Source organism: Anaerolineales bacterium, from assembly GCA_037382465.1.
Classification (GTDB): Bacteria; Chloroflexota; Anaerolineae; order Anaerolineales; family E44-bin32; genus WVZH01.
Genome location: JARRPX010000013.1, coordinates 26,988 through 39,719 on the forward strand (window position 1 = coordinate 26,988; position 12,732 = coordinate 39,719).

Consider the following 12,732-nt stretch of genomic DNA (forward strand, 5'->3'; position numbering starts at 1 on the left):
GGAACGATCCTTGCAGTACCAACGTAACGTGTTGCGAAGTTCGGGGTTTTGGCTATATTGAATTCAAAGGGGGATGTTCTCTGCGAACGAGAAAAAACGCAGTTTTTATTTTGGGCGACGAGTGATGTTCAAACGGCGTAATCAAGGTTCGTTAAAACGCGCAGTAGACCGGGCAACCGATCCCGAAATTTTCGACTTAAAATCGAACATCGCAGAACGACAAGACCGGATCGCGGATCTCGAGCTGGAACTCTCAGACACAAAAAACGAGTTGTCGCGTTTCGAGATCGAATATGAGACTCGTGTCGGACATCTCCAGCGACGATTGGAAGATGCCCGGAGCCAGTTGAAGGCCGCACGCCGACGAACAGCGCATCAAAATCAGGTGGATGCAGGCGCAGTTGAAGACGAAATCCCGGATGTGATGGAGCAATTCAAACGAACGTGGACTCGACGTAAGACACCTCCACCACCACCTGCTCCGGAGGAACCGGCGATTGAGATCTCAAAGGAAGAGCTTAAATCTCTTTTCCGCTCCCTGGCCAAGCTCTATCACCCGGACCTGGTGACCGAGCCCTATGACAAAAAACGGCGTGCGGAAGTGATGACGAAAATCAATCAGGCCTATGCAGCAGGTGACGTGGCGACCTTGCAATCGTTCCTCGAACCCGCGACTTCGCCCGAGCCTCCCCCCAGGAAGAGCCGAGCCGAAATGATCGTTGAATTGCGAGAGGAGTTACAGCGCCTCGACCGTGTGGTACGTGATCTGGAAAGCGAACTTAACCGCCTCATCAATTCAGAAACAGTCCGCCTGATGTTGGATGTCAGTATCGCGCAGCGCGAGGGGCGTGACCTGTTGGGCGAGATGGCAGAGGAATTGACGGTCGAGATCGAGCAAGTCGAAGCGGAATATCGCGCGCTGCATTAATTGGGCCTGCCGGCAATCAGCCAGCTTTATTGTTACGAGATGACGATTACGAGCGAGTAGTTTCCCATGGGCGTTTCTTACTACGTGGTCCCAGCCGCTATCGCCGATCAATTTCCTTGGGCAGCCGATACTTTGCGTCGCTTTGACATGCTTCCGCACTTGACTCATGAACCGGGCAGGAATCCGACTCTCCTGGAAGTGCGCGAAGTCCTTGATAAGCTGCCTGACTTTAGTGTGGACTATGTCGTTGGCCATGACAATTGGCAAGCGGAAATTCGTGCTGATGCAGGCGCACCGCTGCTCCGCTCCACGGCGCTTTTGAATGCTATTGACTTCCGGGGGGATGAAACGATACCGCATCTGATCTGCTTCGAGAAGGGAGATCTGAAGCTTGACGTTCTTATCGTCGAGCATCTCTCTAGAATTTGCGGCACTATCTACGTTATTCCTGATACAGGAGCCCGGCCTTTACACGTCCATCCAGGCATCGACCCCAGCGAGGCGGTCAGGTATTGGAAAACAAAATAGCCTGTTTTTATCAGATGATCGGACCACGCAGTTCAGAGCCGAGATCCGCATCGAGGACGAAGTCAAAACCCCCGATTTCAACTCGAAATCGGGGGCTTCGTTATCGTAAAGCAGGGATCCTTTTGTTTCCGTCTGGCTATGTCTCGGAATCGACGATCATCTTCCGCAGGACGCTGTGCAGGATTCCACCGTTGCGATAATAGTCGATCTCGATGGGCGTATCGATTCGGACTCGGACATCGAAGCTGGTTCTGGCGTCGTCATCTCCGGTGGCGTGGACCTGCAGAACTGACCCGGGTCGAACGTCGTCATCGAGGCCTTCGATATCGTAGACTTCGTGACCCGTTAGCCCCAATTTCTGTGCGTTCTCGCCCGGGTTGAACTGCAGCGGCAGCACCCCCATGCCCACGAGATTCGAGCGGTGAATGCGCTCGTAGGACTCGGCGATCACGGCTTTTACGCCCAGGAGCAGCGTGCCTTTTGCGGCCCAATCCCGGGATGACCCGGTTCCGTACTCTTTTCCGGCGATGACGATCAATGGAACCTCTTCGTCTTTGTATTTCATGGCGGCTTCGTAGATGCTCGTTTGTTCGCCGTCGGGGAAATGCAGCGTAAAGCCGCCTTCCACGCCGGGGACGAGCAGGTTTTTGAGGCGAATGTTGCCAAATGTTCCGCGGGTCATTACGCGGTCGTTTCCGCGCCGCGAACCGAAGGAATTGAAATCTGCCGGTTTTACATCATGGTCCTGGAGATACTGACCTGCCGGCTCGGATGCGGGTATCGCGCCGGCTGGTGAAATGTGATCGGTAGTGATGCTGTCGCCCAGCAGGGCAAGCACGCGCGCAGCGTGGATTTCCGTTACGGCGGGGATATCCGGTCCCAGATCGATAAAAAAAGGCGGTTCTTGAATGTAGGTTGAGTCAGGATCCCATTCGTACAGACTTCCGCCCGTTTCGGGTATCGCATTCCATGTGGCGTTGCCGGAAAAGACATCCGCATATCGTTCCCGGAAGATTTTCGAATTGACGGTTTTTTCGATCGTCTCCGCGATTTGGGATTGCAAAGGCCAGATATCTCGCAGGAAAACCGCTTCTCCCGAGTCGTCGTTACCGATCGGTTCCGTGTTGAAGTCGATGTCTATCTTTCCGGCCAGCGCGTACGCGACGACCAGCGGGGGAGACGCCAGGTAATTCGCCTGTACGAACGGATTGATTCGTCCTTCGAAATTACGATTGCCCGACAGGATCGCCGCAGCGATCAAATCGTTTTCTGTGACGGCCTTGGCGACTTCTGCGGGCAGCGGGCCGCTGTTCCCGATACAGGTCGTACAGCCGTAACCAACGACGTTGAACCCTAGTTTTGACAGTGGATCAAGCAGATTGGCCTTGCTCAAGTATTCTGTGACGACCCTCGATCCCGGAGCCAGGCTGGTTTTCACGTAGGGCTTGACCTGTAAACCTCGCTCCACGGCGTTCCGGGCCAACAATCCGGCGCCGATCATCACGCTGGGGTTGGACGTATTCGTACAAGAAGTGATCGCTGCGATCACCAAGGCGCCATGACCAACGGTCTCGCTGCTGCCGTTCGATTGCAAGGAGGCCTTCCGTTGGAGATCGGTTTCCTGCAGCCCGTATCCACCTTTCCGTGTAGGCGTGCTCAAGATCTCGTGGAAGCGCGATTTCATCTCGGAAAGTGGAATTCGGTCCTGTGGACGCTTGGGACCGGCGAGGCTGGTCTCGACGGTGCCGAGATCCAATTCGAGTTCAGCACTGAACGACGGCACGGGTGAATCTTGGGTGTGGAACAGCGCTTGCTCCTTGCAATAGCGTTCTACGAGATCGATGCGCTTTTCGCTTCGTCCCGTCAAACGCAGATAGCGCAAGGTTTCGTCGTCGACTGGGAAGAACCCGGCCGTAGCGCCATACTCGGGCGACATGTTGGAAATTGTGGCACGATCCGGAATGGAAAGGTTGGACAATCCGGGTCCATGAAATTCTACGAATTTGCCCACAACGCCGAACTGGCGCAGCATTTGCGTAACCGTGAGGACGACATCCGTGGCCGTTGTTCCTTCCCGGATTTGCCCGACGAGCCGGAAACCGACGACGTCGGGTGTGGGAATCACGAGTGGCTGTCCGAGAATGGCGGCCTCTGCTTCGATCCCGCCCACGCCCCAACCGAGCACACCCAGCGCGTTGATCATCGTGGTGTGCGAATCGGTGCCCACGAGAGTATCCGGAAAGGCGAGGGTGTGCCCATCTTGCTTTGCAGTCATGACCACTTTTGCGAGATACTCCAAATTGACCTGGTGGACGATGCCCGTAGCAGGCGGAACGACGCGCAGATTGTCGAACGCTTCCTGGCTCCAACGCAGGAATTCGTAGCGCTCTCGATTGCGCTGGAATTCAAGCTCCGCATTGCGTTCCAAGGCCGCTGCAGAGGCGAAGTAATCCACCTGGACCGAATGGTCGATCACCAAATCTACCGGGATATGCGGGTTGATACGTTCGGGATTCCCTCCCGCTTTCGCGAGTGCGGAGCGCATGGCTGCCAGATCGACGATGGCCGGCACGCCGGTGAAATCCTGCATGACCACCCTCATGGGTTTGAAGGGTACGTTGGTTTGGTTGGTTTCATCCGGGCGCCATCCAGCGAGATTGATAACGTCTTCCGATTTGATCACGTATCCGTCTACCTGCCGCAGTACCGATTCCAGTAAAACACGAATGGAGTATGGGAGACGATCGATATTTGCGATTCCGGCGTCCTCAAGTGCCGCCAGTCGATAGATTCGAACCTTTCCCATTCCGGTGTCAAGTTGGGCTGCTGCGTTGAATTTGTCCGCTTTCATTCGTTTCTCCATTTCATCGCTTTCGTTCACTACCAATTTCTCAATTCTTGAAACTGTACTTAAAGAGTATAATCGAAAGGCGTTCGTCTCTGTTCGTCTGTTTATCATCTAATAATTCATGGTATGAACGTTAGTATATCTTTACTCATTTGCCTGTGGTTGCTCGGGCTATTGTTCATCACCCTTCACCGCATTGGAATCCGGTACACACCGATGCTGCTGCGAGTGGCGTTATTCGCCCTCGTTGTGGTGCGTATTTGGCGACCGGTCTTGATTGCCATCTTCCAGGCTAATCCTTCCCTGATCCTTAAGGATACGGCGCTATCCTTTACCTTCATCTCACCGATTTTGGGTCCAGTGATTTTCATTACATTATTGATGGTCGCCACGTATGACGGGCCATTGCGGGCGAATCTATTGACCTTTAACCTCGGTGCGGTTGCTTTACTTTCAGGAGTGTTAACTGCAATCGCCACACATTGGTTCGCAGCATTGGTAATTGGTCTTGCGCCAGGTCTCGACGAGATTCTATCTTTACTCGAGTATCGACAATACGCTGCCAGCATCATTGCATTCGTCATTGGTATATATACGAATGCCTTGATTTATCAGCTCATTCTAAAATATTGGCAGCGCAAGGCTTTCTGGCTGGCGTGCCTCGGTTCCATCGTCGCCGGCTGGATGACAAGTATATTATTTACCTTCGGGGGATATGCAGGCACGATGGATATTTCCTGGATTCTAAAGGCTGAGTTAACCGGGTGGACTTTATCTGGTCTTTTCTTATATCCCATGGCAAGTGTCTATCTCCGCTACCTTCAACGCCAATTGGAACGAGGTCGATGGGGCCAGACGCAAGGGAGCAGATCGTCGCTGGGAATCGTCCGGGGCTCTCTGAATCTACGCATGGCGTTCGAAGATCTGGAGCGGCAGTTGCTGCAGGAAAGCGGAGCCTTTCGTCTTCTCTATGAAGTGCGTGAACGTGTGCTCCGTGCGCGGACGCCTAAAAAGCTTATTGAGGAAATCTGTCATTTGTTGCTGGCGTATGGGGGTTATCGTTTTGTGTGGGTAAGACTCGCTGATGACAGGATTTCAAATCTCAATATCGCTGCGTCGTGCGGTGAAGAAGCTGGCGGGTTGGATGCTTTCGAAGAAATGATCGACAGTATCTATTCAGCGGAAGATTTTACGGATGTGGATTCCCGGTATGTCGATCCCATCGTGCTCCGCAATATGCAGCGGGACCATCGCCTGGCGGAGTGGCGCGAGGAGATCGAACGGCGAGGCTTTCATTCGACGGCAGTTCTTCCACTGCAAATGGAAGGCCGTCTCATGGGTTCGATCAACATTGTGGCCACAGAGGCCGAAGCGTTCAACGGCGAAATGATCGAAGTGTTGCGAGTCGTCGCGGATGATCTGTCTCACGGAATCGCACGTCTGCAAATGGAAAAACGCCGCGGAGAGGAATTCGAGGCGCTGCGTAAAGCCAGCTTGAGCATGATTTCAAGTCTGGAATCGAAGTCGGTGTTGGAAAATGTCCTCAGGCACACGCTGGAATTCATAGATGCGGATGATGCCCACATCTTTTTATTCGATGGGAACGAAGTCTTTTTTGGTGCTGCACGCTGGGCAGGTAAGGATCACGATGAGCCATACTCGGAACCGCGCCCGAATGGATTGACCTACAAGGTGGCAAGAAGCGGGAAAGCGATCGTGATCAACAATACCGCTGAGCATGAGGTTTACCAGGATGATCTCTGGGAAGGCGCCATCGTCGGCATGCCGCTGAAGAGCGGTGAGCGCACCGTTGGGGTGATGAATGTCGCCTACCTCCAACCCCACGAGTTCGAACATGTTGAACTGCGCATGTTGCAGATTCTGGCCGATCAGGCTGCAATCGCGATCGAGAATGTCCGTCTATACGAGGCCAGTGAATCCGAGCGCCAGCGAGTTTATCTGTTGCACGACATCGCCCAGGTAGTTTCACAGACGTTGGATCCTCTGGAGCTCCTTCAACGCGCAGTGACCCTGATCAACGATAATCTGAAGGGTGAATCGACCGAAGCCTTCATGCTCGACCCGTATGGGGACAGGATGCACCTTCTCGCTTCAGTCCATCCCGAGCGCATCTCAATCTCCGACTTGGACAGCCGCATCGATATGCGTGTCGGAAAAGGATTGATCGGATGGGTGGCGGAGCACGGCAAACCCATCCTGCGGGCCGATGTACGTGGGGATGAACTTTGGCTGCGGATTCCCGGCGTGGGTGAAAACGTGCGTTCGGCGTTGTGCGTTCCCGTATATGCCAACGCAGATCTACGGGCCGTGATCGCTGTCTTTCACAAGAAAGTGGGTGCATTCCGCAGCGAGCATCTCGATTTGCTCGTATCGATCGCGCATCAAGTCGGACTGGCGCTGACGAACGCCGAGCGATATCAGCAGATCAATCGGCGGCTTTCGGAGCTGACCACTTTGCGGCACGTGGCGCAAGTCGTTAACCGCAGGTTGAATATGCAGTCGCTTCTATTCGAGGTCGTCAAACAGGTGGGTGAAGAGTTGGGTTATCCAGTCGTTGAAATCTATCTTGTCGAAGACGACGAACTCGTGCTGCGAGCGGCTCGCGGCAGTGAGGATGCGATTCCCTTCCGATTGCCCATGTCGCAGGGGGTGACAGGCCGGGCAGCCCGCATGGCGGAAGCGATATTCGTTCCCGATGTGAGTTTAGATTCCGAGTATGTATCGGGTGGCACCCTTTCACAATGCGAGATTGCGGTTCCGCTGCAGAAGGATGATGTCGTCATCGGGGTGTTGAATGTGGAATCCCCGATTCGGAACGATCTAAACGAAGACGACATGCGTCTGCTCATGCTGCTTGCCGATAATATATCCATCGCCATTGAAAATGCCGCTCTATACGAACGATTAAGCCGGCACGCAGAGGAACTTGAAGCAACCATTGCCGATCGGACGGAAGAGCTGGCTGAAGCATTGAAGAAAGCCCAGGAAGCGGATCGCTTGAAAACGCAGTTCGTATCAGATGTCTCCCATGAACTGCGTACTCCGCTGAGCAACATCTTGCTCTATTTGGAATTGCTGGGAATGGGAAAACCGGATCGTTTTGAATCTTATCTGGAGACCTTGAATCGCGAGACCGAGCGTCTGGTTGTCTTGATCGACGATTTGCTGACCGTTTCCAGGTTGGATGCGGATACGATGGAAATGAGGTCCAATCTCGTCGATTTGAACAGCATCGCACGTGGTTTGGTGGAAGATCGGAAGAAATTATTTGCAGAAAAGAATTTACAGGTGGGATTCGAATTATCCAAGGAACTGCCCGATGTCGTCGCAGATGATCGTCTTCTTTCTCAGGTCGTTTCCAACCTGATGACGAATGCGATGAACTATACCCCGCCAGGAGGTTGTGTGACGATTTCCACCGCGATTAAGAAGGAAAATGGGAAGCGCTGGGCCACGTTGTCTGTCAAAGATACGGGACTCGGAATCACGGAAGAGGAAAAGGCGCGTGTTTTTCAAAGATTCTTTCGGGGTAAGGCCAGCCGGAAAGTCGGCACGCCTGGTACGGGCCTAGGGTTGGCAATTTGCGAGGAGATCATCCAACGGCATGCAGGGCAGATTTCACTGGAGAGCGAAGAAGGAGCCGGCAGCGCTTTCACCATCTGGCTGCCTCTCGGGCAGGATCTCACCGCCAAAGAACCCGCTTCCTGAGCGCGGTCGGATCAAGCGTTAAAACACACTTTGAAGATCGCTTGGATATCGACGTTTTCCGTCATGAGCTGCAGGAAGGTGTTGATCTTTTCGGGTTGACCAAGCCGCGTCTTCCCGTGCGTCCGCTCGATCGAATCGACGGTCTCCATTGTATTGTCTTTAACCAGAAGAATCGGCACTTTCAGTGATTCAGCCTGCTGAATGATCAACGGACTGGGCTGTAGATTTCCGGTCAGGATCAGGACGGAGGTCGAGGTTTCCAACGCCGCAAGCTGGATGTCCGTCCGGTCTCCGCCCGTAATCACCGCTTTGTGCTGGTAGCGGCGGAAGCGAGAAAGAGCGGCGTCCGCCGTCATGGCGCCGACGGTAAATCGCTCCACCAGCGCGTCGGGATCGACTTGTCTGGTGAGAATCTCGGCGTCCAACAAATCAACCAGTTCGCCGATACTGAGCGCGGAGAGATGGGGGACGCTGGGTAGAGAGCCGAGCACGCGAATGCCGTGTTCCTCGAGATATGGACGGGCGTAGTCCTGGATGAATTCGTGCCCTTCTTCGGGGACGCGGTTGATGATGACGCCGCATAATTGCTCTCCAAGTCGAAACTGGGCCGTGAGCACATCGTCGACGAGGCGCATCTCGCCTGAATAGGCGACCAGCACAAGAGCGGGTGCGCCGAGCATTTCGGCAACGCGCAGGTTGGACAGTCCCATGGCATACCCTTCCCTCAGGCTGGCGAGCCCTTCCAGGAGAAGCATGTCTTTGTCTTTAATGGCAGCATCGGCGGCTTCCTTGATTTTGCCCATCAGATCATCGTCGTCCACACCCTTGAGACGTTTGCGAAGAGTCGAAGCGGTGACGATGACGGGGGCCGCTTTCGTCGGGTCGCCTTCCAGTCCCAATGCCTTATGGACGAAAACGGCATCCTCATCGGCAAGCGTCCCCTCCGGCGTTCGCCAGGGTTGTGTGCTGACGGGTTTGATGTAGGCGATTTTGTAACCATCGGATTGCAGTTGTTTGCCGAGCGCAAGGCAAACCGCTGTTTTGCCGGAATACGGTTCCAGCGAGGTGATATACAGTGCGTTCATGACGAACTCCCTAATTCCATTGCGTGAACTTTTAATGGTTCCGCTTTCATTTCCAGTCCTGTACCAGCTGTCCGATTCGAAGCAGGGCGTCGATGATGGCTTGCTTATCGACGGGAGGCTGGCCGCGGACACCGTCCAGGAGGGCGTGGGTGCGGATTTCGTTCAACATTGCCTCGGCCTCGGCGCGCGAGAAAGGCGCAACACGGAAGGCAACGTCCTTGATGATTTCAACATAGATGCCTCCCAGGCCGAAAGTCACCAATGGACCGAATTGAGGATCACGGTTCATACCGATGAGAACCTCCAGACCTTCCGGCACCATTTTCTGCACCAGACATCCCCAGAGACGCGCTTCGGGCAGGTAGCGCTGGGCGCGATAGGTGATCAGGTCGAACGCATCCCGCACATCGGTCGCCTCCCGCAGCCCGACTTTTACCCCTCCGACGTCTGTCTTGTGCAGGATATCCGGGGAGGCAACTTTCAATACGACCGGATAACCCATTTCGGAGGCAATTTCGACGGCTTCATCGGCTGTGTGTGCAAGTTGGGACGGGGGGATGCGCAAGTCATACGCCTCGAGGATAGAGCGTGCTTCCGCGTCCCCGATGGCAACCCTGCCTTCTTCGAACGCCTTGTCGATCGTTGCGCGGACGCTATCGCGATCGACATCAAAGGTCTCGAAGGTTGGTAATGGCTCGGCTTTATACCTGCGGTAGGTGCTCATAGAGTTGAACACTTGCGCTGCCCGCTCGGGGAAGATGAAATTGGGCAATTTGTGTTCCTCGAGAATCTCCGCACCTTCTTCGATGCGTGCTTCACCCATGAAGCAGCCCATGATGGGAACTTCCACCTCGTTGGCGATGTCGACGACTACTTTTGCCGTTTCGGCGATTTCGGTCATCGCTTGTGGGGTGAGTATGACTAAAACGCCGTCGACGTTGGGATCCTTCGTCACCTGCTCCAAAGCGAAACGGTACCGGTCGGCGCGGGCATCACCGAGCACGTCGACCGGATTTGCCGCACTGGCCGCATCCGGAAGGAATTTCTCCAACTGCCGCAGGCATTCGGGTTTGAAGCGGGCGAGTTTCAAACCCGCGCGCTCGAGTGCATCGGTGGCAAGTATGCCCGGACCGCCGGCGTTGGTGACGATGGCAATGCGGTCGCCTTTCAGAGGCGGCAGGTACCCGAACGCCAGGGCGTTGTCGAAAAGATCCTGCAGCGACGTGGCGCGCAGGACGCCGGCCTGCCGGAACGCGGCGGTATAGGCTTGCTCCGAGCCCGCCAACGAGCCGGTGTGTGAACTTACCGCACGCGATCCGGCTTGAGTCGTCCCGGATTTGAGTACGATGATGGGTTTGAGTTTGGAAACACGGCGTGCAACGTCGATAAACTCTTGCCCGTCCGGAAGACCTTCGATGTAGGCCAGGATGACGTTTGAATTTGGGTCGTCAGCCCAGGCGCGCAGCAGATCGGTTTCGCTCACGTCCGCTTTGTTGCCCAGGGAGACGAATTTATTCAGCCCCAACTTGCCGGCTTGTGCCCAATCCAGGATCGCAGTGCCCAGGGCGCCGGACTGCGACATAAAATCCATCGGTCCGCCGGGAGGTAATCCGGCGGAGAATGAGGCGTTGAGCGGCGTGACCGTATCGATGACCCCGAGGCAGTTGGGTCCGATCAGACGAATGTCGTATTTCTTTGCCAGGTCGATAAGTTCGTTTTCTCGCTCCAAACCTTCCATCCCTGCCTCTCGGAAACCGGCGCTGATGACGATGACCGCAGGGATTTCCTTTTCGCCACAGTCATGCATGACATCCGGCACGATTGGGTAGGGGATGACGATGACGGCCAAATCGATCGGGCCCGGCACGTCCGTCACAGAGGGATAGGCGGGCAGATCGAGGATGCTGTCCGCCTTGGGGTTGATCGGATACACTTTCCGATCGTCGTTCAGGAATCCGCCGTTGACCAGGTTGTCAAGCACGGCATAACCGAGCTTTTCGGGATTCGTAGATGCGCCGATGACGGCGACTGATTTTGGTGTGAAGAAAGCATCCAGGCTCAAATTCGAATCCTCCCACGCATAGTTTAACCTCGGATGATGAGAAGCTCAAATGGAGGATGGTCACTTTGCGGCGGAAGCTGTGATGACATTTATCCCCTCTAGGATAAAGTGTTCTACAATGTTTCAGGAAGTAATATTGTGCTCCAGATCGGGCGGCGGAGCAACTCGATCTACGCGCGAGATGCGTTCACGGGCACCGCGTGTTTGTCGAATCCGGTCCATTGGTATGAAATATCATAACCGAAGTAGGATACGTTCGAATGACTGACTTCGATGTCATCGTGATTGGCGGCGGCCCCGCCGGAATGATGGCTGCCGGTACGGCGGCTGTGTCCGGCGCAAAGACGACCCTGCTGGAGAAGATGGACCAGCCCGGTCGAAAGCTCCGCATCACGGGTAAAGGACGCTGTAATCTGACCAACTCGACCCCGTTGGAAGATTTTATCGCTCATTTCGGTGAAAACGGCCGTGTTCTGTACTCTGCATTTTCACGCTTTTTCAACACTGAGTTGACGGGTTTCATGCGGCAGTTGGGGATTCAAACCGTAGAGGAACGAGGCGGGAGAATCTTTCCGATTCATGACGATGCACAGGAGATCGTTTCGGCATTGGAAGCCTGGATGGTGGAGAACGGCGTGGTTCTGCAAACGCGGGCGAAGGTCGAGAATTTGATCGTGGAGAACGATCGCCTCGAGGGTGCGGCCTACGTCGAGAAGCAATCTCCCGCACTCCGGTCCAAATCGGGGGGCGACAGCATAATTCGGCGCAGTCGAGCGCATGCCGTAATCCTGGCAACCGGCGGCGCTTCCTACCCCGGCACGGGATCGACGGGGGACGGTTACCGGCTGGCGGCATCCGTGGGACACACGATCGTGCCGATCCGCCCGGCGCTCGTCCCGCTCGAGATCGAAGGCGACTTGCCGGCGCGGCTGCAGGGGCTGAGTCTGCGGAATGTCAACCTGCGTTTCCTTCACCAGGATGACGCCTTCGCCGAAGCGTTCGGTGAGATGTTGTTCACGCACTTCGGTGTGTCCGGACCCATCGTCTTGAGCCAAAGCCTGAAGGTAGTCGATGCGTTGCGGGCGGGTCGGCGCGTGGAACTATCGATCGACCTGAAGCCCGCATTGGACGACGCGAAACTGGATGCTCGACTGCTGCGGGATCTGGACACGCACGGGAAACGTCAATTCCAGACCATCCTGAAGGATTTGCTTCCGCATAAACTGATCCCGGTGTGTATCGACCTGGTGGGGATTCCCGCCAGAAAACCGGCGCATCAGATTACCGCAGATGAGCGCCAGCGGCTGCGTACCTGGCTGAAGGATTTCCGGCTTTCGGTTTCAGGTCATCGTTCGTTCAGGGAAGCCATCGTCACCGCTGGAGGCATAGATCTGCGGGAAGTAGATCCGCGCACGATGGGTTCAAAACTCGTGGATGGGCTGTATTTCGCCGGCGAAGTGCTGGATCTGGATGCCGATACGGGAGGCTATAACCTGCAGGCCGCCTTCTCGACGGGCTGGCTCGCCGGTAAATCGGCGGCTGACAGCTGACA

7 protein-coding genes are annotated in these 12,732 nt (G+C 55.2%); 4 read left to right on the forward strand and 3 right to left on the reverse strand.

Annotation, left to right across the window (positions count from 1 at the left end):
- Positions 1–124: 124 nt before the first annotated feature.
- Together P8Z34_05215 and P8Z34_05220 are read left to right on the forward strand one after the other, a co-directional pair.
- Positions 125–928 (forward strand): hypothetical protein, encoded by an 804-nt coding sequence (locus P8Z34_05215; GenBank protein ID MEJ2550063.1) that lies wholly within the window; start codon positions 125–127, stop codon positions 926–928.
- Positions 929–994: 66 nt separating this feature from the next.
- Positions 995–1,456, forward strand: coding sequence for a hypothetical protein (locus P8Z34_05220; GenBank protein ID MEJ2550064.1), 462 nt, complete (start codon positions 995–997; stop codon positions 1,454–1,456).
- A 136-nt stretch (positions 1,457–1,592) separates the two neighbouring features.
- On the opposite strand, the gene acnA is transcribed toward P8Z34_05220, so the two are convergent.
- The gene (acnA, locus tag P8Z34_05225; GenBank protein MEJ2550065.1) at positions 1,593–4,307 is read right to left on the reverse strand and encodes an aconitate hydratase AcnA; all 2,715 of its coding nucleotides are present in this window, start codon (positions 4,305–4,307) and stop codon (positions 1,593–1,595) included.
- A gap of 123 nt (positions 4,308–4,430) precedes the next feature.
- Here acnA and P8Z34_05230 point away from each other — a divergent pair, with 123 nt between their 5' ends.
- Positions 4,431–8,033, forward strand: coding sequence for a GAF domain-containing protein (locus P8Z34_05230; GenBank protein ID MEJ2550066.1), 3,603 nt, complete (start codon positions 4,431–4,433; stop codon positions 8,031–8,033).
- A gap of 11 nt (positions 8,034–8,044) precedes the next feature.
- Here the strand turns inward: P8Z34_05230 and P8Z34_05235 are convergent, their stop codons facing one another.
- A complete protein-coding gene (locus tag P8Z34_05235; protein MEJ2550067.1) occupies positions 8,045–9,118 on the reverse strand; it encodes a phosphotransacetylase family protein in 1,074 nt (357 codons plus the stop codon).
- 46 nt (positions 9,119–9,164) lie between these two features.
- Positions 9,165–11,180 carry an acetate--CoA ligase family protein gene (locus tag P8Z34_05240; protein ID MEJ2550068.1) on the reverse strand — a complete coding sequence of 672 codons (2,016 nt, stop codon included), beginning with the start codon at positions 11,178–11,180 and terminating at the stop codon, positions 9,165–9,167.
- A gap of 260 nt (positions 11,181–11,440) precedes the next feature.
- Between P8Z34_05240 and P8Z34_05245 the strand changes: the two genes are divergently transcribed.
- On the forward strand, positions 11,441–12,730 hold the full coding sequence (locus tag P8Z34_05245; GenBank protein ID MEJ2550069.1) for an NAD(P)/FAD-dependent oxidoreductase: 1,290 nt from the start codon (positions 11,441–11,443) through the stop codon (positions 12,728–12,730).
- Positions 12,731–12,732: the final 2 nt, after the last annotated feature.

What these genes read in the sequence shown, in the direction of transcription:
- P8Z34_05215 (MEJ2550063.1), top strand. Translation starts at nt 125, where the DNA reads ATGTTCAAACGGCGTAATCAAGGTTCGTTAAAACGCGCAGTAGACCGG.
- P8Z34_05220 (MEJ2550064.1), top strand. Translation starts at nt 995, where the DNA reads ATGGGCGTTTCTTACTACGTGGTCCCAGCCGCTATCGCCGATCAATTT.
- acnA (MEJ2550065.1), bottom strand. Translation starts at nt 4,307, where the DNA reads ATGAAAGCGGACAAATTCAACGCAGCAGCCCAACTTGACACCGGAATG.
- P8Z34_05230 (MEJ2550066.1), top strand. Translation starts at nt 4,431, where the DNA reads ATGAACGTTAGTATATCTTTACTCATTTGCCTGTGGTTGCTCGGGCTA.
- P8Z34_05235 (MEJ2550067.1), bottom strand. Translation starts at nt 9,118, where the DNA reads ATGAACGCACTGTATATCACCTCGCTGGAACCGTATTCCGGCAAAACA.
- P8Z34_05245 (MEJ2550069.1), top strand. Translation starts at nt 11,441, where the DNA reads ATGACTGACTTCGATGTCATCGTGATTGGCGGCGGCCCCGCCGGAATG.